We start from the raw sequence: 24,788 nt of genomic DNA, 5'->3' as shown, positions 1-24,788 counted from the left end.
TGTGCAATCTGCGTTGCTAGCCTTGGCGCATGGCAGGCGAGCCGTATAATGCCCTGGTCGCCACTTAACTTTTGGCTTTAACGGATTGGATATGACTGAACAGCAACCTGTTGCAGTTCTGGGCGGCGGCAGCTTCGGCACCGCCGTGGCGAACCTGCTGGCGGAAAACGGTGTGCCGGTGCGCCAGTGGATGCGCGACCCGGAGCAGGCCGAGGCCATGCGCGTGAACCGCGAGAATCCACGCTACCTCAAAGGCATCCGCGTGCATGATGGGGTCGAGCCGGTCAATGACCTGCTGGCAACCTTGCAGGCCTGCGACCTGGTCTTCGTCGCCTTGCCGTCCAGCGCTTTACGCAGCGTGCTGGCGCCGCATGCTGCGTTGTTGCGTGGCAAGTGCCTGGTCAGCCTGACCAAGGGCATCGAGGCGCAAAGCTTCAAGCTGATGAGCCAGATCCTCGAAGAAATCGCCCCCGAGGCCCGCATCGGCGTGCTGTCGGGGCCAAACCTGGCCCGCGAGATCGCCGAGCACGCACTCACCGCCACGGTAGTCGCGAGCGAAGACGAAGCGCTCTGCCAGCGGGTGCAGGCCGTGCTGCATGGGCGCACCTTCCGCGTCTACGCAAGTGCCGACCGCTTCGGCGTCGAACTGGGTGGCGCGCTGAAGAACGTCTACGCCATTATTGCCGGCATGGCCGTGGCGCTGGGCATGGGCGAGAACACCAAGAGCATGCTGATCACCCGTGCCCTGGCCGAAATGACCCGCTTTGCCGTGAGCCAGGGGGCCAACCCGATGACCTTCCTTGGCCTGGCCGGGGTCGGTGACCTGATCGTCACCTGTTCATCGCCCAAGAGCCGCAACTACCAGGTAGGTCACGCGCTGGGGCAAGGCTTGAGCTTGGAGCAGGCCGTCAATCGGCTGGGCGAGGTCGCCGAAGGGGTGAACACCCTCAAGGTGCTCAAGGCCAAGGCCCAGGAAGTGCAGGTGTACATGCCGCTGGTGGCAGGCCTGCATGCCATCCTGTTCGAGGGCCGTACCTTGAACCAGGTGATCGAGCACCTGATGCGCGCCGAGCCGAAGACCGACGTCGATTTCATTTCCATCAGCGGTTTCAATTGAGCCGTCCGCGGCCCTCACAAAGCAAGGAGCGAGTCATGAACGATACGCCCGAACGCGCCCAGCGCGAGTCGATCATCCTGCGGGTACTGTGGATGCTGGTGTTCCTGGTGGTCTGGCAATTGGCCGAACTGCTGCTGGGCGGCCTGGTGCTGGTGCAGTTGATCTACCGCCTGGTGTACGGCGCGCCCAGCGCCAGCCTGATGAACTTCGGCGACAGCCTTAGCCAGTACCTGGCGCAGATCGGCCGCTTCGGCAGCTTCCACAGCGACCAGAAGCCTTGGCCATTCGCCGACTGGCCAGCGCCCCGTGCGCCAGAAGGCGAAGCACCGCATGCCGTGGCACCGGCGCCGCACCCGGTGCGTGACGAAGAGCCCAAGCTGTGAAGCTTTGGGTGCTGCGCCACGGTGAGGCGGAGCCGCGGGCCAACACCGACGCCGAGCGGCGCCTGACCAGCCATGGCCGCGAGCAGGTCCTGCACAGTGCCGCGCGCCTGCTCGGGCAGCCGTTGCAGGCGATCATCGCCAGCCCATACGTGCGTGCTCAGCAGACGGCTGCCCTGGTGCACGACACCTTGGGTTTTGCCGAACCTGTGCGCACCGTGCCCTGGCTGACGCCGGAAAGCGACGTGCAGCAGGTGATCGGTGAAATCGAACGGCTGGGCCTGGAACACGTGCTGCTGGTCAGCCACCAACCGCTGGTGGGGACGCTGGTCGGTGCCCTTGAACATGGTCATCTACAGCAACCGGCGGCCATGAGTACCGCCAGCCTGGCGGAGCTGGAGGGGGACTGGCCGCTGGCCGGCCTGATGAGCTTGCGCGCGCTTAACGCGCCGTCCTGATGCCTGGCAACTGGCATTACTGTCAGTTGCCGCTGCACTTGGCAGCTTGCTAGCGTTGCCCCTATCCGACGAGTGGATGGCAGGGAGCGATTGATGAAAGGGCAGATGCAGGCGTTGTTACGCTCCGTGGACTTGCAGCCCACCGTGGACAAGGTGCAGGAAGGCGAGTTGCTCGACTTTGCCCAGTACAGCCTGCTGCGCGATTCGGCCGACGCCAAGCTCTATCATCTGATGGGCAAGGTGCGTGGCCATCACGGGCTGGAAGCCAGCGCCAGGCAACAGGGCGAGGAAGACCTGCGTGCCCTGCAAGAGGCCTGCCTGCGGGTTTCCCACTTGCTGCAGACCAGTTGCCTGGCATTGCGCAGGCTGCAGCTCGATTACCATGACCAGCGTCTGGCCCGCGAAGTGCTCGAGAGCCAGTTGGCCTACATGCAGGCCTGCCTGCAGCGTTCACTGGTCAGTCTGGATCGCAGCAGATGACCTGATAGCCCTCGCCGATGACCTTTCCAAACATTGCCGAGCAGCCTCGCGATGCACACAATGGGCCATCATCCCCCGTCCGGACCAGGCGCCATGTCGCAGCACATCTTCTTCGCCCATGCCAATGGTTTCCCGTCTGCCACCTACGGCAAGCTGTTCGCCGCCCTGGCGCCGGACTATCAGGTCCGCCATCTGGCCCAGCATGCCCATGACCCGCGCTTCCCGGTGAATGAAAACTGGCAAAACCTGGTCGATGAGCTGCTGCACCATCTGGCGCAACAAGACGCGCCGGTTTGGGGGGTGGGCCATTCGCTGGGCGGGGTGCTGCACCTGCATGCCGCCTTGCGTTGCCCCGAGTACTACCGCGGGCTGGTCATGCTCGACTCGCCGGTGCTGACCCGCGCCGATCAATGGGTGCTGCGCACCGCCAAGCGTTTTGGCTTCATCGACCGCATCACCCCGGCAGGCCGCACCCTGGGGCGTCGCGAGGCGTTCGCCGATCGCGACAGCGCACGGGACTACTTCGCCAGCAAGCGCTTGTTTCGGCATTTTGACCCCGATTGCCTCGAAGCCTATCTGGAGCACGGCCTGGAGCCTGCCCAGGAGGGCTTGCGCCTGCGTTTCGACCCGGCTACCGAGATCAGTATCTACCGCAGCATCCCCCACGCAAGCCCTGCGCCTGCCCGGCAATTGCAGGTGCCACTGGCGATGGTCTGCGGTGAGCGCAGCAACGTGATCCGCCGTCATCACGCGCTGGCGGTGCGCGGCATGGCACAGGGTGAGTACCACAGCGTGCCGGGCGGGCACATGTTCCCGCTGGAGCGCCCGACCGACACCGCCAGCTTGATCAAGGGGCTGTTCGACCGCTGGAGCCAGGCATGAGCGCGCACATGCAGGAAATCCGCCTGAGCCTGGGCCATATCGAGCTGGCTGCTCACCTGTTCGGCCCCGAGGACGGCCTGCCGGTGATCGCCCTGCACGGCTGGCTGGACAACGCCAACAGCTTCGCCCGCCTGGCGCCGCGGCTGCAGGGCCTGCGCATCGTCGCCCTGGACCTGGCCGGGCATGGTTACTCGGAGCATCGCCCGCCTGGGGCGAGTTATGCCCTGGCCGACTATGCCCACGATGTGCTGCGGGTTGCCGAGCAGTTGGGGTGGCAGCGGTTTGCCCTGCTGGGCCATTCGCTGGGGGCAATCATTTCGGTGCAACTGGCGGGCGCCTTGCCGGAGCGCATCAGCCACCTGGCACTGATCGACGGGGTCATCCCTCCCACGGGCGCCGAGCAGGACGCAGGTGAGCGCCTGGGCATGGCATTGCAGGCGCAGTTGCGCCTGGACGGCAAGCGTAAGTCTGTCTACCCGGCGCTGGAGGAGGGCGTGCAGGCGCGCATGAAGGGCATGGTCGCGGTCAGTCGCGAAGCGGCCGAGCTGTTGGCCCAGCGTGGGCTGATGCCCGTGCCGGGTGGTTACAGCTGGCGCAGTGACAGCCGCCTGACCTTGCCATCCCCTACACGCCTGAGCCACGCCCAGGCCATGGCCTATGTCAGGCGGGTGAGTTGCCCTGCCTGCCTGGTGGTGGCTGCCGATGGCATGCTGGCGCGCCACACCGAGTTGCTGGAACAGCTACCCTTTGAGCAGGTGACGCTGCCTGGTGGCCATCATCTGCACCTGAACGATGAACAGGGCGCGGCCCTTGTCGCAGACTGTATCAATCGCTTCTTTGGCTTTGCTTGACTTGCACCGGACAAGTGCCGAGGCTTGGCGGGTTGAACAGGGAGACAACCATGCAAATGCCAGACACGCTGGACCATAACTTCGGTGCCAAGCACCGACTGGGCTGCCGATGAGCGCGCCCGTAACCCTCCGCACCACCTTCGCCGCCTGCCTGATGCTCGCCAGCCCGTTGCTGTGGGCCGACAACCTGCCCGTCCCCGTGGACGCCAAGGTAGTCGATCAACGCCCTGCAGTGGAGCAGGAGCGCGTCTACCCCATGGGGCCCTTGCGCAAGATCAGCGGCCGCCTGCGGGTCGATGACAAGGTCGAAAGCCGTGGCCAGGTCAGTTCGGTCACCTATGAACTGCCGGTCGAGCGCAGCGCCCGCGAAGCGTTCACCAGTGCTCGTGAAGCGTTGCAGCACGACGGCGGCTACCCGCTGTTCTGGTGCCAGGGCCGAGATTGCGGCGAGGCCAGCCTGTGGGCCAACGATGTATTCGCCAATGCCCGTTTGAACGGCGGTGACGAGCAGCAAGCGTTCATTCTGTTGCGTCGCTCGGCCGCACAGGCCGACACCCTGGTCGCACTGTACAGCGTCACCCGTGGCAACCGCCGCGCCTACCTGCATGTCGAGGAGTTCGTCGCCGCCAGCCCGCTTGGCGAGTTGCTGCCGACCGCCGGCACGGTGCTGCGCGAAATGCGCGACACCGGCCAACTCGACTACCCTGACCTGAGTACGCCGCAACCGGCCTGGGTGGCCCTGCTTGGGCGCAGCTTGAACCTGGACAGCACCCTGCGGGCCAGCCTCAGTGGCGCCAACGCCGAGGCCTGGCGCGAGGCCTTGGTCAATGCAGGCGTGCGCAGCAGCCGCCTTGAAGTCGGTACCGCAGCCACCGAAGGCCTGCACCTGGAACTGATCCGTTGAATGAGCGTCACCATGGCCAATAATGATCGCCTGCTGGTCCAGATCGTGCTGCTGGCGCTACTGGGTGCTGCCCTGTGGGTCATGGCACCGTTTATCTCGGCACTGCTGTGGGGCGCCATTCTGGCCTTTGCCAGCTGGCCGCTGATGCGCTTGCTGACGCGCGTGCTAGGTGGGCGCGAAACCCTGGCGGCGAGCCTGCTGACCACGGCCTGGATCCTCATCGTGGCCTTGCCGCTGGTGTGGCTGGGGTTCAACCTGGCCGACCATATCCGTGATGCCACGGCGTTTGTCCGTGATGTGCAAGTCGATGGCCTGCCCGATGCACCGGCCTGGCTCGGCAGCGTCCCCTTGGTGGGGGAGCGCATGGTCAACTGGTGGCAGTCGCTCGACCAGCAAGGCGCGGCGCTGATCGCGTCGATCAAGCCCTACCTGGGCCAGGTGGGCAACTGGTTGCTGGCACGTAGCGCGCAGATCGGCAGCGGCGTGCTGGAGCTCACCCTGAGCCTGGTCTTCGTGTTCTTCTTCTACCGTGACGGCCCGCGTTTGTCGGCGTTCGTGCTGCGCCTGCTGCAGCGCTTGACGGGTGACCGCGCCGATTATTACCTGGAGCTGGTCGCCGGCACCGTGCAGCGGGTGGTCAACGGTGTGATCGGCACCGCAGCGGCCCAGGCCGTGCTGGCGCTGATCGGCTTCCTGATCGCCGGTGTGCCGGGGGCGATCGTGCTTGGCCTGGTGACTTTCATGCTCAGCCTGATCCCGATGGGGCCGCCGCTTGCGTGGATCCCGGCGACGGCCTGGCTGGTGTGGAAGGGGGATTACGGCATGGCGATCTTCCTGGGCATCTGGGGCACCTTCGTCATCAGCGGCGTGGACAACGTGCTCAAGCCCTACCTGATCAGCCGGGGGGGCAACCTGCCACTGGTGATCGTGCTGCTCGGGGTGTTCGGCGGGTTGATCGCCTTTGGCTTCATTGGCCTGTTCATCGGGCCGACCTTGCTGGCGGTAGGATACAGCCTGCTGCTGGACTGGAGCCGCAACGCCGAGCAGCAGACGCCGTAGGCGCGGCCTTGCGAGGGGCCGCGCCTGCAGCAGTTGCTAGTACTTCCACGTCACCGAAGCCGTCAGGTTGCGTGGTGCGCCAAAGTTGGTGGACCCCGCCGACTGGTACAGCGACAACAGGTACTTCCTGTCGAAGACGTTGTTTAGGTTCAGCGCAGCGCTCCAGTTTTCGTCAAACGTGTAGCTGCCCATCAGATCGACCAAGGCGTACGCGCTTTGCCGAACGCGGCTGTTACCATCGGCCTCGGTCGCGCTTTGCCACTGCACCCGGCTACCTACACGCGCTTGCGGCATGCCGGGCAGGCGGTAGGTGACACTGCCGCGCAGCGTGTGGCTTGGCACGTATCGACGGGTTTTCTCGCCGTCGTCATCCTCGATGTGCACGTAGGTATAACCAGCGGCCAGTTCCACACCTGGCATCGCCTCACCGGAAGCTTCCAGCTCCACACCCCGGCTGTTGTTGTCTTCGCCACGGTAAGCGTACTGGCCGTTGATGATCTCTCCAGTGGTCACCGCCACGTTTTGCTGCTCGGTCTTGAACACTGCTGCAGTGACGGTGAGCCGATGATCGAGCAGGCTGCCCTTCACGCCCACTTCAGTGCTTTTGCCTTCCAGCGGTTCGATCACGCCCCCGGCCGAGCTGCGCAGGTACTGGGGTTTGAAGATCTCGGCCCAGCTTGCATACAGGCTCCACTGATCATTCAAGTCGTAGACCAGCCCGGTATAGGGCGTCACTTTGCCGTGCACCCGGGTGTCGTGCGCCGCACCATAGCCCATACCCTCACCGTCGGCGCTGAGCATGCGGGCACCGGCGATCCAGTGCAGGTCGTCGGTCAGGCTGAAGCGCGCGCCGGCATAGAGGCTTTTCTGGCGGTCGGTGAAATGCTGGGTATTGAGCTCGTCGGTGTACGTCAAAGGCGGTTTTACGACTGCCCCGGCAAGTGCGTCGGCAAGGCTGACGATCTCATTGCCGGAGGCGTTGCGGTAGTAGCCACGCTCATCATGGCGGCTGCGGCCATAGTTGGCGCCCAAGGTCAGTTCATGCTGGCGACCCAGCAGCGCGAAAGGCCCAGACAACTGTGCTTCGCCGGTGAGCTGATGCTCGGTGCTGGTGGTTCGGTTGATGTAGGCAAACACATCGTCGGCGGTGGCGGGGATGGCATAGAGCATCTGGGTGTCCTGATGCTGATTGGTCCCGGTCAAGGTGACCTTGCCTTTCCACCCCGCGCCAAAATCGTGTGCCAGCTCGGCAAACGCCCGTTGTGTGTGGATGTTCCAGTAGGTCCAGGGTTGGCCGATGCTGGCGCTGCGGCTGCTGTAGTGGATGGGATTGCCCGCGTAGTCGGCCATCGGCAGGGCACCCCAGGTGCTGCCGTTGGAATCGCTCTTCTGTTCGGAAAAACCGACGGTCAGGGTATCGGCGTCTGACAGGTCGAAGGCCAGCAGGCCTGCTGTTACATTGATTTCGTGGCTGTAGCGATCAAGGTACGAATTGCCCTTGTCATGGGCGTAGATGAAGCGCCCGCGCACCTTGCCGCTGTCACTCAGCGGGCCGCTGACATCGACGTCCACCCGGCGGTTGTCCCATGACCCGACACTGGTGTTGAGCCTGGCCTGGAAGCTGTCGGTCGGGCGCTTGCGCACGAAGTTGACCGTGGCAGACGGGTTGCCTGCGCCGCTCATCAGACCGTTGGCGCCATGCAGTACATCGATTTGCTCGAATTCGGCCAAGTCCTGGTCACCCAGCAGCACACCGGATGAGAAGGGCATGCCCATGCCGTCGTACTCGAAGTTGTCGATGGTGAAACCGCGCGAGGTGAAGGCGGTGCGGTCGGTCTCGAACTGTTCGACGGTGACCGTGGGGGCGTTGCGCAGTGCATCTTTCACACTGTTGAGCTTGAAATCGTCGATCTGCTCGCGGGTAACGGTCGACACCGCCTGTGGGGTTTCCCGGTTGCTCAAGCCCAGGCGCGTGGTGCTGGAGGCGGGTGTGCCCTGATAGCCACGGCGCTGCTCATCAGCCTGGGCCAGTTGATACTGGACCTGGGTGGGCGCCAGCAGCACTTCGTTGCCCTGGCTCTGCGTCTCGCTGGGCACCAGGTAGAGCGTCGCTGCGTCGGTGCGGGCGAAGTTGTAGCCACTGCCTTGCAGCAACCTGGCCAGGCCCTCTTCGGCCGAGAAACGGCCTACCACGGCGGGGCTGCGCAGCGTTGCATCGACGTTGCCGTCGAGCAGCACGTTCTGCCCGGATTGTTGGCTGAACACCAGCAACGCCTGGCGTAACGGCTGTGCCGGGATGTTCAGTGACAGTTGCTGCATCGACCTCGCAGGGGCCTGCCCAGGTGCGGCCTGCGCCGGGAGGTTACCGACCAGCAGCGTGCAGGCCAGTGCTGCGCCCAGCGCTTTGCGCTGCCAGTGAGGATGAAGTGTGGTGTGCAGTTTGTGTCGGTTGGCCATTCAGGCGTGCCCCATGCAGTGCGAATATGCGAATAAATCTCAGTGCCGTTAAGACGCATGGGGCATCGGAATGTCTGATGGCGCTTTGAAATTTTTCAGGCGGGGTAGATCAGCGTGACCAGGTCGGTGTAGCGCGTGGTGCGTACGGCGAGGGCCCGGGACAGCACATCGAGCATCTGGTCGGGGTGGTCGAGGTTGAGAATCAGGCTCACGCGTCGGGCGGCCAGTTGCTTGTCCATGATGAAAATCCGGCCCTTGCGCCAACGCTGCAGTGCATCGACCACGGTCAGCAGCGGCTCATTGAAGAACACCAGCCGGCCCTTGCGCCAGGCCAGCATCTGCGCCAGCTCCGCGCGCTGTATGTCACCCGTCGCACGGGCGCTGAAACTGAGCGAAAGGCCTTCTTCCAGCGCTGTCTGCTGCCCGGCCGTCAGCACTTGCACACGCCCTTGGCTAACCGCCACCAGCCCCGCGTCGTTTTCGCACGACACGCAAAACTCGCCTTCGCGGGTGTGCAGTCGCCCAGCTTGGGTGTTGATACTGAATTCACCCGCAGCGCTCGGCCGAACCCTGAAAAACGCTTGGCCGTGAAGCAGTTCGACTGCCCGGCGGGTTGCTGAAAAGTCCAGGTTCATCGCCGTGTGGCCGGCCATCTCGACCGTCGAGCCGTCGGGCAGGTACGCGATGCGGCGCTCACCGACGGCGGTGCGCAGGTCGGCGAATGGTGAGTCCACGCCGTTCAGCCACAACGTGCCGGCGCCTGCAGTCACTGCAGCAGCACTGGCGGCCAGCCCCAGGCCGACGAAGCGGCGCCGGGAAAGCCGCGCCGGGGCCACAGGGGCGGCGGCGGGCGAGGGCTGCAGCAGCAGCGCCGAAGCGGCCCACAGGTTTTCGAGTTCGGCATAGGCCTGGGCATGGCGCACATCGGCGGCCATCCACGCCGACCATGCCGCCCGTTGCTCAGGTGTGGGCGCACCGCCGTGGAACAGCGCAAACCAGGCGTTTGCCTGGTGGCTGATGTCATCGGCAGCGGTGTGATCCATCGGCTCCGGCTTCACTGGGACATGCCCTGTTTCAACAATTCCAGTGCCTTCACCATACGGCTGTACGCCGTCTTGGGGGAGATGCCAAGCCGTGTACCGATGTCGGCATAGGTCATGCCTTCGACCCGTACCATCAGGAAAACCTCGCGGCAGGGCGCAGGCATGTTCTGGATCACGGTATTCAGCGCGGCCAGTTGCTGATTGGCAATGGCGGCCTGTTCCAGCGTTGCGCTCGGCTGGGCCGTCGCGTGCACTTCCTGCGAGTCGAGCGGCTCGCTCTTGCGGTGTTGCTGACGGCGGGTGTGGTCGATGAACAGGTTGCGTGCGCTGGAAAACAGGTAAGCGCGAAAGTTCTCGATGCGGCTGCGGCCCATCTGCTCGGAAAGCCGGATGAATGCGTCCTGGGTCAGGTCGGCGGCGGTTTCCTTGCAACGCAGGCGGCGGTCCAGGTACTCCTGAATCTCCTCGCGATGGGCAAGGTAGAGGGCCTTGAGATCTGAACCGGACATGGGACCACCTTAGCGGGCGTGTGAACGAGGGCGGCAAAATAGCACAAATGAGAATTGTTTTGATTGGTGTTTTTCGCGCGTCACCTCGCGTTTTTACGCATTCTTTATGCCTTACCTCACCCCTCGATCTCGCCCCTTTACGCCCCTCCCTCGGACAATTCCCTCAAAGCGGCCCAAGCCGCACCACGGGGAGCTTCACACATGAACATGCTCGACGGGCTGTCACTGCTGCTGGCAGTGGCATTGGCTATTTACCTGCTGGTGGCGCTGCTGCGCGCCGATCGCAGCTAGGGAGTGGCCATGCACAGTTACGACTTTGCCTTGTTATTGGCGTTTTTCCTCATCGTGCTACTACCGGCACCTTGGCTCGGGCGGTTCTACTACAAAGTGATGGAAGGCCAGCGCACCTGGCTGTCACCGGTATTGGGCCCGGTGGAGCAGGGCTGCTATCGGTTGGCGGGCGTTCGCGCCGACCAGGAGCAGAGCTGGAAGCAATACACCCTGGCCTTGCTGGCCTTCAACCTGGTCGGGTTCCTGCTGCTGTTTGCCGTGCTGTTGCTGCAGGGGTATCTGCCGCTCAACCCACAGCACCTTCCCGGCCAGGAATGGTCGCTGGCGTTCAACACCGCCGTGAGCTTCGTTACCAACACCAACTGGCAGGGCTACAGCGGCGAGGCGTCGGTCAGCTACCTGAGCCAGATGCTCGGCCTGACCGTGCAGAACTTCGTCAGCGCCGCCACTGGCCTGGCGGTACTCGTGGCGCTGTGCCGCGGTATTGCCCGTCGTTCGACCGCCACCCTGGGCAATTTCTGGGTCGACATGACCCGCGCCACCCTCTACGGCCTGCTACCGCTGTGCCTGGTGCTGGCGCTGCTGCTGGTCTGGCAGGGCGTGCCGCAGACTTTTGCCGACTACGCCCACGCGCTGACCTTGCAAGGCAGCGAGCAGACCATCCCGCTTGGCCCGGCGGCCAGCCAGATTGCGATCAAGCAACTGGGCACCAACGGTGGTGGCTTCTTCGGCGTCAACTCGGCGCACCCGTTCGAAAACCCCAGCGCCTGGAGCAACCTGTTCGAGGTGGCCTCGATCATCCTCATCCCGGTGGCGCTGGTGTTCACCTTCGGCCACTACGTGAAGGACCTGCGCCAGAGCCGGGCGATTCTGGCCTGCATGCTGAGCCTGTTCCTCATCGGTGGGGCTACCGCGTTGTGGTCCGAACACCAGCCCAACCCGGCACTTGAAAGCCCACAGGTTCAACAGAGCGCGCCGATGGAGGGCAAGGAAAGCCGCTTCGGTACCACCGGCTCGGTGTTGTGGACAGTGACCACCACCGCCGCCTCCAATGGCTCGGTCAATGCCATGCACGACAGCCTCAACCCGCTGACCGGCATGGTCGCGATGGTCAACATGATGGTGGGAGAGGTGATCTTCGGCGGTGTGGGCGCGGGGCTCTACGGCATGTTGTTGTTCGTGCTGATCGCCGTGTTCCTGGCCGGCCTTATGATAGGCCGCACGCCGGAGTACCTGGGCAAGAAGCTGCAGGCGCGTGAAGTGCAGTTGCTGGTGGCGACCTTGCTGGTGATGCCGGTTGGCGTGCTGGTGCTGGGCGCCATCGCTGCCAGCCTGCCGGGCCCGGCGGCTGCGGTGAGCAACCCGGGTGCCCATGGCTTCAGCCAACTGCTGTACGCCTACACCTCGGGCACCGCCAATAACGGCTCGGCGTTTGCCGGTTTCGGTGCCAACACGGTGTACCACAACCTGATGATCGGCCTGGCCATGCTTATCGGCCGCTTCGGTTACATCCTGCCGATACTGGCCCTGGCTGGCAGCCTGGCGGCGAAAAAGAGCGCGCCCCAGGGGCTGAACAGCTTCCCCACCCACGGCCCGCTGTTCACCGGCCTGTTGCTGGTGACCATCTTGCTGGTGGGGGGCCTGACCTTCCTGCCGACCTTGGCCCTTGGGCCAATCGCCGAATACCTGAGCCTGGGCTTCTGAGGAGCCGACCATGAACATGCCCATTGCTGATGTAAAAGCCCCTCGCAACGCCAAGGACCAGACCCGCTTCGCCGCGCTCTGGCGCCCGGCCCTGGTCCAGGCCTTCGTCAAGTTGGACCCGCGCCAGCTCAAGCGCTCACCGGTCATGCTGGTGGTTGCCCTGACCGCTGTGCTCACCACCGTGTTGTGCGTTGCCCCTGGTAGTGGCGTGAGCACGGCTGTTGCGGTGCAGATCGCCCTGTGGCTGTGGTTCACCGTACTGTTCGCCAACTTCGCCGAAGCCCTGGCCGAAGGCCGAGGCAAGGCCCGCGCCGACAGCCTCAAGGCGGGGAGCCAGGGGCTCACCGCCCAGCGTCGCGACAGCGCGGGTGTATTCCAGACGGTCGCCGCCAACGCGTTGCGCAAGGACGATGTGGTCAAGGTGGTCGCCGGTGAGCTGATCCCCGGCGACGGCGAAGTGCTCGAAGGCATCGCCGCCGTCAACGAGGCGGCCATCACCGGCGAGTCTGCCCCGGTAATTCGCGAGTCCGGCGGCGACCGCTCGGCGGTGACCGGCAACACGCGGCTGGTGTCCGACTGGCTGCTGATCCGCATCACCAGCAACCCGGGCGAGTCGACCCTGGACCGCATGATCGCCTTGGTCGAGGGGGCCAAGCGGCAGAAGACGCCTAACGAGATTGCCCTGGATACCCTGCTGATCGGCCTGACCCTGATCTTCCTGGTCGTGGTGGTGACCTTGCAGCCGTTCGCCCACTTCGCCGGCGGTAGCCTGCCGTTGATCTTCCTCGCCGCGCTGCTGGTGACGTTGATCCCCACCACCATTGGCGGCCTGCTGTCGGCCATTGGCATTGCCGGCATGGACCGCCTGGTCCGGCTCAATGTCATCGCCCGCTCCGGCCGCGCGGTGGAAGCCGCCGGCGACGTGCATACACTGATGCTCGACAAGACCGGCACCATCACCTTCGGCAACCGCCGTTGCAGTGCCCTGCATGCCGCCACCGGGGTAACCGCCAAAGAGCTGGGCGAGGGCGCCTTGCTCGCTTCGCTGGCCGATGACACCGCCGAAGGCAAGTCGATCGTCGAATACCTGCGTCAGTTGCACGACTTTGTCGAACCGGTCACCGGGCAGTTCGAGGCCATTGCCTTCAGCGCCGAGACGCGCCTGTCAGGCATCGATTTCCAGCAGCATCGCTACCGCAAGGGTGCGGTCGATGCGGTGCTGGCCTTTGTCGGCATGCAGCGCCTGGAAATGCCCGCCGCGCTGGCCCGCGAGGTCGAGCGGATTGCCCAGAGTGGCGGCACACCGCTGCTGGTGTGTGTCGACAAACGCCTGCTTGGGGTAATCCATCTCAAGGACGTGGTCAAACCGGGTATTCGCGAGCGCTTTGCCGAGCTGCGCAAGCTGGGCATCCGCACCGTGATGGTGACCGGTGACAACCCGCTGACCGCCGCTGCCATTGCCGCCGAGGCGGGGGTCGACGACGTCCTGGCCGAGGCCACCCCAGAGAAGAAACTGGCGCGGATCCGCCAGGAGCAGAACGACGGCCGCTTGGTCGCCATGTGCGGCGACGGCGCCAACGACGCCCCGGCGCTGGCCCAGGCCGACGTCGGCATGGCCATGAACGATGGCACCCAGGCGGCCCGCGAGGCAGCCAACATGGTCGACCTGGACAGCGACCCGACCAAGTTGCTGGATGTGGTTCAGGTCGGCAAGGAATTGCTGGTGACCCGCGGCGCCTTGACCACCTTCTCGATTGCCAACGACGTGGCCAAGTACTTCGCCATCCTGCCGGCCTTGTTCGCCGCCATCTACCCGCAGCTGGGCGTGCTCAACCTGATGCACCTGGCCAGCCCGCAGAGCGAGATCTTGTCGGCGATCGTGTTCAACGCGCTGATCATCATCGCGCTGATTCCGTTGGCCTTGCGCGGTGTGCGGGTGCAGGCGGCGAGCGCGGCCCACCTGTTGCGGCGCAACCTGCTCATCTACGGCTTGGGCGGCATCATCGTGCCGTTTGCCGGGATCAAGCTGATCGACATGCTGCTCAATGCCCTGCACCTGGTCTGAGGAGGCCGCTATGAACACTTATGTACGCCCGGCCTTGAGCCTGGCCTTGCTGATGACGTTGCTTACTGGCGCACTGTATCCGTTGGCGGTGACCGGTATCGCCCAGGTCGCCTTCCCTGAACAGGCCAGCGGCAGCCTGGTGCGCGACGCCCAGGGCCAGGTGCGCGGTTCGGCCCTGATCGCCCAGGATTTCCAAGGCGATGGCTGGTTCCATTCGCGGCCTTCGGCAGGGGCCTATGCCACGGTTGCCAGCAGTGCCAGCAACCTGTCGCAGAGCAATCCGGCCTTGGCCGAGCGGGTGGCCAGTGATGCCGGCGCGCTGTATCGAACGCAACAAGGCCCGGTGCCTCAAGCCTTGCTGACGACCTCGGGCAGCGGCCTGGACCCGCATTTGCCGCCGCAGGCCGTGGCCTACCAGATTCCGCGTGTGGCTGCGGCCCGCAAGGTGCCGGAGGAGCGCTTGCAAGCCTTGCTTGAAGAGGCCACCCTCCACCCATTGATCGGGCCGCCTGTGGTCAACGTCCTGGCACTGAACCAGGCCTTGGAGACGTTGGGGCATTGAGACGGGGGCCTGCAACGCAGGCCCAACGATCGCCGCATTATTGAAGGATGACACATGAGTGATTCCGCCCGCGCAGACGCGCTGTTGGCCAACCTGCCGCGCGCTGGGCGCGGCAGGCTGAAGGTGTTTCTCGGCGCCGCACCCGGGGTGGGCAAGACCTACGCCATGCTGCAAGCCGCCCACACCCAGCAACGCCAGGGCGTGCAGGTGCTGGCCGGGGTGGTCGAGACCCACGGCCGCGCCGAAACCGAAGCGCTGCTCGGCGGCATGCCCCAGCAGCCACTGCTGCGCAGCGATTACCGCGGCGTCACGCTTGAAGAAATGGACCTGGACGGCCTGCTCAGCGCGGCGCCAGCCCTGGCCCTGGTCGACGAGCTGGCGCACACCAACGCACCCGGCAGCCGCCATGCCAAGCGCTGGCAGGACGTGCAGGAACTGCTCGCCGCCGGCATCGACGTCTACACCACCGTCAACGTGCAACACCTGGAGAGCCTCAACGACAAGGTCCGCGACATCACCGGCGTGCAGGTGCGTGAAACCCTGCCGGACTGGGTGCTGCAGGAAGCTTTCGAACTGGTACTGATCGACCTGCCGCCCCGCGAGCTGCTCGAACGCCTGCGCGAAGGCAAGGTGTACGTGCCGGAGCAGGCGCGGGCGGCCATCGATGCGTACTTCTCGCAGACCAACCTGACCGCCCTGCGTGAACTGGCCATGCAGACGGCCGCCGCCCAGGTCGATGCCGACCTGGCCCACGGCTATCGCCAGCGCGGCCAGGAAGCCCCTGCCTTGCGCGGGCGGCTGTTGGTTGGCGTCGATGGCGACGACCAGGCCGAACGCCTGGTGCGCCATGCCAGCCGGGTGGCTCAGCGCCGTCACTTACCCTGGAGCCTGGTGCACGTGGACAACGGTCGCCTGCGTGACGAGGCGGCGCGTCAGCGCTTGCAGGCTGCGCAGCAACTGGCCGAGCGCCTGGGGGGCGAAGTGGTGCTGTTGCGGGCCGGCGAAGTGGCGCGCACGTTGATTCAGCATGCGCTCGAACGCCGGGCCAGCCTGGTGCTGGTGGGGCAGTCGCGCGATCGCCTGCGTCGACGCCTGTTGGGGGCGGGGGTTGCGGCGCGGCTATTGCGCGAAAGCCATGGGCTGGAAATCAACGTGCTCGACCGCGATGCCCAGCCGCAACCGGCCCGCTCGGCGGTCAAGCGTGTGTGGGTGTGGCGGCATTATCTGCTGGCCCTGCTGGCCACCGTCATGGCGGCCGGCCTGGCCTGGGCGGTGTCGAGCGTGCTGGCGCTGCCTAATATCTCCTTGGTGTTTCTTGCTGCAGTGTTGCTGGTGGCGGTGCGCAGCAGCCTGGGGCCGGCGCTGGCGTGTGCGGCGTTGTCGTTCCTGACGTACGACTTCTTGTTCATCCCGCCGAATTTCTCCTTCAGCATCCAGCGCGAAGAAGACGTGCTAACCCTGGTGTTCTTTCTGCTCATGGCCGCCCTCACGGGTAACCTGGCGGCCCGTCAGCGCCGCCAGCTGCAGGCACTGCGCGAAACCCAGGCGCAAACCAGCCAACTGCTCGACCTGTCGCGTCGGCTGACCGTCGCCACCGACCGCCAGGCAGTGTTCAACGCCGCCGGCCAGCACCTGGACGGTTGGCAGGACCTGCACGTATGCCTGCTCGAACGTGATGCCGAGGGCCTGTTGCGCGTGGCCAGTGGCGAAGCCCACGCACTGAGCGACAACGAACGGGCCGCTGCCGACTGGGCCTGGCAACACGGTCAGGCAGCGGGCCAGGGCAGCGATACCTTGCCCAATGGCCGCTGGTGGTGGTGGCCCTTGGCGGTGGAGGATCAGCCGCTGGCCCTGCTCGGCGTGCGCTCGCGCACTGGCGACCCGCTCAGCGACCCGCGCCGGCGCCTGCTCACGGCCCTGGGCCAGCCGCTGGCCCAGGCGCTGGCCCGCGCGCGGCTGGCCGAACAACTGGAGGCCGCGCGCCTGCACGGCGAAACCGAACAGCTGCGCAGCGCCTTGCTCGCGTCGGTGTCCCACGACCTGCGCACGCCGCTGACCGCTATGCGCGGCAGTATCGACAGCTTGCTGGCGCTGGGCGAGGCGATCCCCGAACAAGACCGGCGCGAACTGCTGGAAGGCACGCGTGACGAGGCCGAGCGCCTGGACCGCTACATCCAGAACTTGCTCGACATGACCCGCCTGGGCCACGGCGGCCTCAAGCTTGCCCGTGACTGGGTAGCCCCCGTAGACATCGTCGGCAGCGCGCTCAACCGCCTGCGTGTGGTGCTGGCGCCATTGCGGGTGCACACCTTGGTGCCGACCGAGTTGCCGTTGCTGTTTGTCCATGCGGCATTGATCGAGCAGGCGCTGGTCAATGTGCTGGAGAACGCCGCACGCTTCTCCCCGGCCAACGGTCGGCTGGAGCTGCAGGTGTCGGTGGTGGACGCGCAATTGCACATGGCCGTGCGCGACCAGGGCCCCGGCATCCCCCTGGCGGAGCGGGAGAAGATTTTCGACATGTTCTACACCGCCGCCCGTGGAGATCGAGGCGGGCAGGGCACCGGCCTGGGCCTGGCCATCTGCCAGGGCATGATTGGCGCCCATGGCGGGCAGATCCTGGTGGGTGACGGCATCGATGGCCAGGGCACCGGCATCACTCTATGCTTGCCGCTGCCCCCTCAACCCGAAGCTGAAAGCGAAACCCCATGAGCCAACCCGCCACCCTTTTGGTTATCGACGACGAGCCGCAGATCCGCAAGTTCTTGCGTATCAGCCTGATGTCCCAAGGCTACAAGGTGCTCGAAGCTGCCACCGGCAGCGAGGGCCTGGCGCAAGCCGCATTGGGTAAACCCGACTTGGTGGTGCTCGATCTCGGCCTGCCGGACATGGACGGCCAGCAGGTACTGCGTGAGTTGCGCGAATGGAGCGCGGTGCCGGTGCTGGTGCTGTCGGTGCGTGCCAGCGAGGTGCAGAAGGTCGATGCACTGGACGGCGGGGCCAATGACTATGTGACCAAACCGTTTGGCATTCAGGAGTTTCTGGCGCGGGTGCGTGCCCTGTTGCGCCAGGTGCCGCAGGCCGGTGGCGGTGAGGTGGCCGCCAGTTTCGGGCCGTTGACCGTGGACTTCGCCTTCCGCCGGGTGACCCTGGAGGGCGTGGAGGTCGCGTTGACGCGCAAGGAGTATGCGCTGCTGGCCCAGTTGGCCGGGCACCCGGGCCGGGTGATTACCCAGCAGCAGTTGCTCAAGGACATCTGGGGGCCGACCCATGTCGACGATACCCACTACCTGCGCATCGTGGTCGGGCATCTGCGCCAGAAGCTTGGGGATGACCCAATGGCGCCGCGGTTCATCATCACCGAGGCGGGGGTAGGCTACAGGCTGGTAGCGCCAGGCCCGTGAGAGGGCGAGGTGGCATCAGGCCCTGGGCGGCTCTTTTTCGAACAGCTGGCGCATGACCTCCAGATAGCGCCGCGCGCCCAGGCCCAAGGGCCGCGGTTTGACCCAGATGATGTCAACCCACAAGCGTAACCGGCTGGCCATGTTGTCGAAGCGCACCTCGGCCAATGCGCCCGAGGCAATCAACGGCTCAACCAGCGGCTGCGGCAGGTAGGCCCAACCCAGGCCGGATTGCACCAGGTCCAGCGTCGCCAGGTAGCTGTCGGTCAGCCAGATCCGCCGCGACAGCACCATGCGCGGGTCGGAGCCGGTGGCTTTGCCGGAGGCCACGATGATTTGCCGTTGCTCGGCGAATGCCTCTTCCGGCAGCGGCGTGCCGTTGTTGCGCCCGGCGGGGTGGCGCGGTGAAGCAACGGCCACCAGCAGTTGGCTGCCGGCTTCAAGAAACGACTCGCGCTCATCGATCCCGGGCCGTTCGAATACCAGGGCCAACTGCACGCTGCCGTCGTGCAGCAAGCGTATGGCTTCGGCTTGGGTGGCCGAACGTACTTCGATCTCAAGGCTGGGGAATTCCTGCGCGAGGGTTTCCAGGGGCTGGCTCCAGCGGCCGGTCTGCAGCTCGGGCGCCATGGCGATGGTCAGGCGTTTTTCCAGCCCCTTGTGCAGTTGCAGGGCCTGGGCGTCCAACAAGTTGAGCTGGCAGATCACCTGCCTGGCCTGCGGTTCGAGCGCCAGTGCTGCGCTGGTCGGCAAGGCTTTGCGTGTGGCACGGTCGAACAGGGCCAGGTCCAGTTCTGCTTCCAGCTGGGCGATGGCCATGCTCACGGCCGAAGGCACGCGCCCCAGCTTGCGTGCGGCTGCAGAAAACGACCCTGCCTCCAGTACCGCCAGAAAGACTGCAAGAGAGTCGCTGGTAAAGGCCATCGTCAGAACCCTCCTTGGCGGGCTACAAGTCTTCCGACAGGATACGGTCCACGCTGTCGACAAAGTAGTCCACGCTCGCCTGGGTGGTACACATCGGCGGTTTGATCTTGAGGATGTTCAGGTAGTCGCCGGTCGGTTGCATGAAGATGCCCAGCTCGCGCAGGCGATCGCACAGCAGCAGGGTCTCCTCGGTCGCCGGCTCCAGCGTCTGCCGGTCGCGCACCAGCTCCAGGCCCAGGTAGAAGCCCGAGCCATGCGCTGCGCCGGCGAGCGGGTGCTTGTCGACCAATGCCTGCAAGCGTGCCTTGAAATAGCGCCCGGTGTCGCGGGCGTTGTCCCACAGCCCTTCCTCCTGCATCACGTCCAGCACCGCCATGCCGATGCGGCAACTGACCGGGCTACCCCCCGCCGACGAGAAGAAGTAGCCCTGCGCCTCCAGCGCCTCGGCTATCTCACGCCGGGTGATCACCACGCCCAGCGGCTGGCCGTTGCCCATGCCCTTGGCCATGGTGATGATGTCGGGCACCACGCCTTGTTCCTCAAAGCCCCAGAAGTACTCGCCCAGCCGGCCATAACCGACCTGCACTTCGTCGGCGATGCACACGCCGCCCCGGGCGCGCACCTTGGCATAGGCGTCGGCCAGATAGCCTGCAGGCAGCGAGATGCCGCCGGCATTGCCGTACACCGGCTCGCAAATGATGCCAGCCAGCTGACGGCCTCGGCCATCGAGCTCGGCCAGCTTGGCATCGACGTCACGCAGGTAGTCGGCGGCGCTGTCGGCACCGCGAAAACGCCCACGGAAGGTGTTCGGCGCCTCGACCGGGTGCACCCAGTCTGGCCGGGTCTCCAGTGCCTGCGGGTTATCGGCGATGGACGTTGATATGGCGTCGGTGGCCACCGACCAGCCGTGGTAGGCCTCCAGCACGCTGAGCAGGTCGCGCCCGCCGCTGTAGGCCCAGGCCAGGCGGATGGCCAGGTCGTTGGCCTCGGTGCCGCTGTTGACCAGAAACACCCGGTCGAAGCCTTCCGGCGCCAGTTTGAGCAGGCGTTCGGAGAACTCGGCGATGGCGGCGTAATGGAAGCGCGAGTTGGTGTTGAGCAGCGACCACTGCCGCGCCGACTCGGCCACCATGCGTGGGTGGCCATGGCCAAGCACGGCAACGTTGTTGAGCATGTCCAGGTACGAACGGCCCTGCATGTCGACCAGGTAGTTGCGCCAGCCGCGTTCGATATGCGGCGGTTGCGCGTAGTAGTGCTTCTGCGAGCGGGCGAAGCTTGCGTCGCGGCGTGCCAGCAGCGCCTGCGGGTCGGGCAGCGTTTCGGCGTCGCAGTCAACGCCCAGCAGCGCGGCAGGCGACGGGCATAGCGCCAGCCAGGCTGCGGCCTGGGAGGGCGTGGCGAAGAAGGGAGGGCGGGTAGCGTTATCCAGGCACAGCTGAACGCTGAGCACGCCATGGCTGCTACCCAGTGGTTGACCTTTTGCTACGGCTTGGCCATCCACCGGGGCATCTTCCAGACCCGTGAGCCACAAGGCCCAATGCGGCGTGTGCAGGCAGCCGCGGCCATCGCCATGACGCTGCCAAGTGCCGGCCTCGGGTGCCTGCAGCAGGGTGCCGTTCGGCACCTGCAACTCCACACCCAGCGCGCAGGTGGCAGGTTCTTCGGGGCGGTCGATATGGGTTTGTGACAGGCGATACTGGCCATGCAGCGTGCTCGCCGGGGTCGGTTGTGCGGCCAGCAGGTGCTGATCGAAACCTGGCTGCTCCCAGTTGCCCGCTTCGCAGTGCGGGCTGAGCACGCCCAGGTCGAGGCGTGCGACCGGCTGGCCGACCAGTTCGGGCAACAGGGGTGCACAACCGGCCAGCTCGGGCTTGCCGGGTTGAAGATTGGCCGCTTGCAGGATAGCCGCCTCCATCAACGCGAAAGGCACGGCGGTAGCGGTGTCGAAGATTTCCCATTCATGCGCGATGTTGTTGCGGATGTACTGATTGTTCGGCGCTATGGCGAGCTGTTGCTCGCTGCTCAGCACCAGTACCGCGGCGCGGTTGAGTACCAACGGCCACAGGGCGCGCAGTTCGGCCTCGCTCAGCGGGTTGAGCGCCTGGTAGGCACGCACCGCCGGCAGAATGCGCAGCGGGTCGCCTTCGGCATGGTGCAGCAGCGCAGCGCAGGTCACCGACAGGTCGGCGATGCGCCAGGTGTGCAGCAGGTCGCCGAAGTCGATCACGCCCTGCAACTGCCACTGGCGCTCGCCATCGCGGGCCCACACGGCGTTGTCGTCGGTCACGTCCAGGTGCACGGCCTGGCAGGGCAGTTGGTCGGCCAGCGGCGCCAGGTGCGCAGCGGCCAGCTGGGTGGCTTGCTCGACACGGACGCGTTGGCCTGCGTCCTGCAGCACGGGCAGCAGGTGCTGGATGAGTGCCTGGGCGTGCTGCGGATCCCACTGCAGGGTACGGCTCAGGCCTGGGTGGTCAAAGTCGGCCAGGGCGTTGTCCAGCCGTGCGCAGAGCCCGCCCAGTTCGGCCATCAGGCGTGGTGGCATGTGTTTGAGGCGGGTCAGCGGCTGGCCGTCGATGTAGTCGAGCAGGCGTACGCGCAGTGGTTGGCCGGCGATGTCCAGTGCCAGCAGCGCTTGGCCGGTTTGTGCGGGGCGTACTGCGGGTACGGGCAAGCCCTGTTCACGCAGGTAGGCCAAGGCGGCGTGCTGGGCTTCCAGTTCGACCTGGGCGTAGCTGCCGTGGCAGGCCTTGAGTACGAAACGGCCTTGGGGGGAATCCAGGCGGAAGTTCAGGTCCTGCTGGCTGCCCAGCGACGTCAGGTTGCCAGCCAGGTTGTAATGGGTCTGCAGCAAGGCGTGCGCCTGGGCTTCGCTTAGCGAGGGGCTGGGCATGGCGGAGCGCTGGATCAGGGTGGCCAGGGCAGGGGCGGCTGGGTTTTGGCTGGGCATTGGGGGCTACCGTTGGTGCTGGGAGGCGGTAGGGAATTTATGCCCGTTTTGGTTGATGATGGAAGACGATTGTTGTCAGAATTTTTGATGATGAGGTGCATGTCAAAAAATTAGCAGCGCCTATGAGATCGAGCGCCGCCCGCGCGGCGCTCGATCTCATAGGCGCTGCTAATCTAACGACATGCCCTTGTAGCCTTCACCTCACCTCAAAAGCTGGCCTTCACCGACACCATGAAATTACGCGGTTCCCCATAGTAGTTGCCAAAGGTCTCTGTCCCGATGCTGGCGTAATAGCGCTTGTCGAACAGGTTGTTGCCGTTAAGCGCCACCGACCAGGTCTCATCGATCCGGTACCCGATCCGCCCATTCCACACCGCATAGCCCGCCTGGCTGATCTTCTCGCCACTGGCCGGCGAAAGCCGGAAGTTGTCACTTTGCGCATTCACCCCGGCGCCAATGCTGACCCGCTCCAATGCCCCCCCCAAGGTGTACTCACCCCACAAGCGCAACACATGGCGAGGCACATAGCTGTTGAACGCTGCGCCATTCAAACTGCTGTCGATATCATCCAGCGTCTTGGTCTGGGTATAGGTGTACCCCGCCAGCAACTGCAGCCGCTCGATCACTTCACCGCTGAGCTCGGCTTCGAACCCTTGGGCACGCACCCGGCCGGCGTTCACGTAGCAATAACCATCGGATGACGGGCAAGACGAGTTGAAGTCGGTTTGCGCCTGGTCTTTCTGAATGGTGCGGAAAAGGTTGAAGGCGCCGTTCAAACGGCCGTCGTACCAGGCACCCTTGATCCCCAGCTCATAGCTCTGGCCCACCAGTGGTTTGAGGGTGGAGCCGTCTTCTGCCCGGTAGTTGCCTTGCGGGGTGAAGATGTCCGAGTAGCTGGCGTAGGCCGTCAGGTTCTCGTTCAGGTCCAGCAGCACGCCGGCAAATGGTGTGACCTGCCCGGTCTCACGGGTGTTGGAGGGCTGCGATTCACCGCTTCTGATGAAGACGGAATCCGTCTTGGAGTCGTACCAGCTCACCCGGCCACCGACCACCACGGTCAACGGGTCGGCCAGTTTCAAGCGCAGGGTCGAGTAGAGGCCCTTTTGCGTGGTCTTGCTCTTGACCGGCCCGCCGCGCGACGAGTTTTCGATGAAGTAACTGTCATCGGGCTCGGGGATGAACTTGTCGGGGTTGAACACATTCTGGCGCTGCGGCAGAAACGCCACCGAGTAAAAGTCGTCCTTGTTCGAGCGGCTGGCGTTCATGCCCAGCACCAGTTCATGTTGCTGGCCGAACGCGTCGAACTTGCCATCCAGGTAGGCGTCCAGGCCGTAGTCGACCTGGTCGTAGTCATACATGCTGCCCAGCATGCCGGTGGTGTCGATGCCGGGCGTTACCGCGCCCGAAGCGAACGCGTACTTGATGTCCTGGGTGTTCTTTGTATAAACACTGGCAACTTTGAGCTTCCAGTCTTCATTGACCTGGTGGGTGAGGTCGCTGAACACGGTCGTGCGCTTGCTGCGCCAGGTGTTCCACGAGGGGTCGAGGCAGGTCGAGCGGCTGAGGTTGAGGTCGCTGCGGTCCTTGTAGCGCGGCAGGCCACCCCAGCACGGGTTGGCGTCGACATCTTCATAGGCAATGCCCAGCCCCAGGGTCGTGTCGGGGCTCAGGTCGAAGTCGAGCGCGCCGTAATACACCTGGTCCTTGCGGTTGGCGTCGTCTACAAAATAGTGCCGGCTCTGCTCGGCCACCACCGCCCGGCCACGCAGGGTGCCGGCCGCGTTCAGCGGGCCGCCGGTGTCGATCTGCCCGCGGTAGTTGTCCCAGCTGCCACCGGACAAGGTGATGTCGGTATGCGCGTCGGCAAGGCCACGCTTGCGCACGAAGTTCACCCCGCCTGCGGTGCCGCCCGAGCCCTTCATCATGCCTGCAGCGCCGCGCAGCACTTCGACCCGGTCGTAATACGCCATGTCACTGCTGAAGCTGTCGGCCTGGACATACAGGTTGCCCATGTCCAACGGCACGCCGTCGTACTGGTACTGGCCCGACATGCGGAACCCGCGCGAGTAGAAGTATTTGCCGCCCATGGTCGAGTCGTACACGGTAATGCCCGGCGTCTTCTCCATGACCTGGTCGATGGTGTACAGGTTCTGGTCGTCCATCATCTTGCGCGTCATCACCGTGACCGATTGCGGCGTCTCTTTCAGCGAGTGCTCGCCCTTGCCGATGGTCACCCCGCCGGTGGTGTACGAGCCGCTGTTTTCAGTGGTCGCGCCCAGCACCTGGCTGGTGATGTTGGTGGCCCCCAGCTCCATCGCCGAACCCGAAGACGGCACGGCCCGCAGCACATAGGTACCGTTTGACTGCGGCTCGGCCTGCAGGCCGCTGCCTGCCAGAATCTGGGTGAAGCCTTCGCTGACACCGAATGCCCCTTTGAGCCCTGCGCTGTGCAAGCCGTCGGTCTGCTTGGCATCGAACGACAGCGCAGCCCCCGCTGCACTGGCATAGCGGCTGAGCACTTCGGTCAGGCTGCCCCCGGCAATGTCGAACGTCCTGACGCCGTTCTGCTGCACCGGCACCTGTGCCGCGAACGTCATCATGGGCCAGGCACCCGCAGTGGTTGCCGCCAACAGCCCGATTTTTACCGCCGTCGCCAGACGACCACGCTTGAACACTCCAGACATGCCAATCCTCCCCCAGAAAACGATCAATGAATCCCATTGGGGGATGAGCCGAACGATGCGAACAAAAAGTGCA

General features: G+C 65.0%; 20 protein-coding genes. 14 read left to right on the top strand and 6 right to left on the bottom strand.

The annotated features are described in order from the left end of the window. Positions 1–91 precede the first annotated feature (91 nt). The 8 genes from LOY26_RS18275 (at position 92) to LOY26_RS18240 (ending at position 6,131) form a co-directional block, all read left to right on the top strand. On the top strand, positions 92–1,117 hold the full coding sequence (locus tag LOY26_RS18275; protein ID WP_033699253.1) for an NAD(P)H-dependent glycerol-3-phosphate dehydrogenase: 1,026 nt from the start codon (positions 92–94) through the stop codon (positions 1,115–1,117). A gap of 35 nt (positions 1,118–1,152) precedes the next feature. Beyond that, positions 1,153–1,500, top strand: a complete 348-nt coding sequence (locus LOY26_RS18270; protein ID WP_027592856.1) for a DUF4389 domain-containing protein — start codon at positions 1,153–1,155, stop codon at positions 1,498–1,500. Continuing rightward, entirely contained in the window at positions 1,497–1,955 is a 459-nt protein-coding gene (sixA, locus tag LOY26_RS18265; protein WP_033699251.1) for a phosphohistidine phosphatase SixA, read from the top strand. The genes LOY26_RS18270 and sixA overlap by 4 nt, the downstream gene beginning before the upstream one ends. A gap of 105 nt (positions 1,956–2,060) precedes the next feature. After that, complete coding sequence (locus tag LOY26_RS18260; RefSeq protein WP_186657494.1) at positions 2,061–2,435, top strand: hypothetical protein; 375 nt, start codon at positions 2,061–2,063, stop codon at positions 2,433–2,435. A 93-nt stretch (positions 2,436–2,528) separates the two neighbouring features. After that, on the top strand, positions 2,529–3,317 hold the full coding sequence (locus LOY26_RS18255; protein ID WP_186657273.1) for an alpha/beta fold hydrolase: 789 nt from the start codon (positions 2,529–2,531) through the stop codon (positions 3,315–3,317). Beyond that, positions 3,314–4,168 (top strand): alpha/beta hydrolase, encoded by an 855-nt coding sequence (locus LOY26_RS18250; protein ID WP_186663266.1) that lies wholly within the window; start codon positions 3,314–3,316, stop codon positions 4,166–4,168. Before LOY26_RS18255 ends, LOY26_RS18250 begins: the two co-directional genes overlap by 4 nt. Before the next feature lie 109 nt (positions 4,169–4,277). Next, the gene (locus LOY26_RS18245) at positions 4,278–5,072 is read left to right on the top strand and encodes a DUF4892 domain-containing protein (RefSeq protein WP_186657281.1); all 795 of its coding nucleotides are present in this window, start codon (positions 4,278–4,280) and stop codon (positions 5,070–5,072) included. 12 nt (positions 5,073–5,084) lie between these two features. Further along, the gene (locus LOY26_RS18240; RefSeq protein ID WP_186657300.1) at positions 5,085–6,131 is read left to right on the top strand and encodes an AI-2E family transporter; all 1,047 of its coding nucleotides are present in this window, start codon (positions 5,085–5,087) and stop codon (positions 6,129–6,131) included. A gap of 36 nt (positions 6,132–6,167) precedes the next feature. Here the strand turns inward: LOY26_RS18240 and LOY26_RS18235 are convergent, their stop codons facing one another. The 3 genes from LOY26_RS18235 to LOY26_RS18225 form a co-directional block, all read right to left on the bottom strand. Next, a complete protein-coding gene (locus tag LOY26_RS18235) occupies positions 6,168–8,588 on the bottom strand; it encodes a TonB-dependent receptor (protein WP_258713965.1) in 2,421 nt (806 codons plus the stop codon). Between the two features lie 95 nt (positions 8,589–8,683). Next, positions 8,684–9,631, bottom strand: a complete 948-nt coding sequence (locus tag LOY26_RS18230; RefSeq protein ID WP_186663258.1) for a FecR domain-containing protein — start codon at positions 9,629–9,631, stop codon at positions 8,684–8,686. Between the two features lie 11 nt (positions 9,632–9,642). Continuing rightward, entirely contained in the window at positions 9,643–10,140 is a 498-nt protein-coding gene (locus LOY26_RS18225; RefSeq protein ID WP_186657309.1) for an RNA polymerase sigma factor, read from the bottom strand. Between the two features lie 201 nt (positions 10,141–10,341). Here LOY26_RS18225 and kdpF point away from each other — a divergent pair, with 201 nt between their 5' ends. The 6 genes from kdpF to LOY26_RS18195 are packed head-to-tail and all read left to right on the top strand — an operon-like array spanning position 10,342 to position 18,163. Next, positions 10,342–10,431 carry a K(+)-transporting ATPase subunit F gene (kdpF, locus tag LOY26_RS18220; RefSeq protein ID WP_033699240.1) on the top strand — a complete coding sequence of 30 codons (90 nt, stop codon included), beginning with the start codon at positions 10,342–10,344 and terminating at the stop codon, positions 10,429–10,431. 9 nt (positions 10,432–10,440) lie between these two features. Further along, entirely contained in the window at positions 10,441–12,135 is a 1,695-nt protein-coding gene (gene kdpA / locus LOY26_RS18215) for a potassium-transporting ATPase subunit KdpA (protein ID WP_186657321.1), read from the top strand. A gap of 10 nt (positions 12,136–12,145) precedes the next feature. Further along, entirely contained in the window at positions 12,146–14,200 is a 2,055-nt protein-coding gene (gene kdpB, locus LOY26_RS18210; RefSeq protein WP_258713964.1) for a potassium-transporting ATPase subunit KdpB, read from the top strand. Positions 14,201–14,210: 10 nt separating this feature from the next. Continuing rightward, on the top strand, positions 14,211–14,762 hold the full coding sequence (gene kdpC, locus LOY26_RS18205; RefSeq protein ID WP_258713963.1) for a potassium-transporting ATPase subunit KdpC: 552 nt from the start codon (positions 14,211–14,213) through the stop codon (positions 14,760–14,762). 54 nt (positions 14,763–14,816) lie between these two features. Next, positions 14,817–17,471, top strand: a complete 2,655-nt coding sequence (locus tag LOY26_RS18200) for a sensor histidine kinase KdpD (protein ID WP_047581254.1) — start codon at positions 14,817–14,819, stop codon at positions 17,469–17,471. Then, entirely contained in the window at positions 17,468–18,163 is a 696-nt protein-coding gene (locus tag LOY26_RS18195) for a response regulator (RefSeq protein WP_186657329.1), read from the top strand. Before LOY26_RS18200 ends, LOY26_RS18195 begins: the two co-directional genes overlap by 4 nt. 15 nt (positions 18,164–18,178) lie before the next feature. Here LOY26_RS18195 and LOY26_RS18190 read toward each other — a convergent pair whose 3' ends face one another. The 3 genes from LOY26_RS18190 to LOY26_RS18180 all read right to left on the bottom strand — a co-directional run bounded on the left by LOY26_RS18190 (position 18,179) and on the right by LOY26_RS18180 (position 24,715). Further along, the gene (locus LOY26_RS18190; RefSeq protein ID WP_033699229.1) at positions 18,179–19,084 is read right to left on the bottom strand and encodes a LysR family transcriptional regulator; all 906 of its coding nucleotides are present in this window, start codon (positions 19,082–19,084) and stop codon (positions 18,179–18,181) included. 22 nt (positions 19,085–19,106) lie between these two features. Continuing rightward, positions 19,107–22,031, bottom strand: coding sequence for an aminotransferase (locus LOY26_RS18185; RefSeq protein ID WP_258713962.1), 2,925 nt, complete (start codon positions 22,029–22,031; stop codon positions 19,107–19,109). A gap of 206 nt (positions 22,032–22,237) precedes the next feature. Further along, the gene (locus LOY26_RS18180; protein ID WP_186657336.1) at positions 22,238–24,715 is read right to left on the bottom strand and encodes a TonB-dependent siderophore receptor; all 2,478 of its coding nucleotides are present in this window, start codon (positions 24,713–24,715) and stop codon (positions 22,238–22,240) included. Positions 24,716–24,788 lie beyond the last annotated feature (73 nt).

This window comes from Pseudomonas sp. B21-047, from assembly GCF_024748775.1.
In the GTDB taxonomy this organism is placed as follows: domain Bacteria; phylum Pseudomonadota; class Gammaproteobacteria; order Pseudomonadales; family Pseudomonadaceae; genus Aquipseudomonas; species Aquipseudomonas capeferrum.
This window is presented reverse-complemented; position numbering and strand designations above follow the sequence as displayed.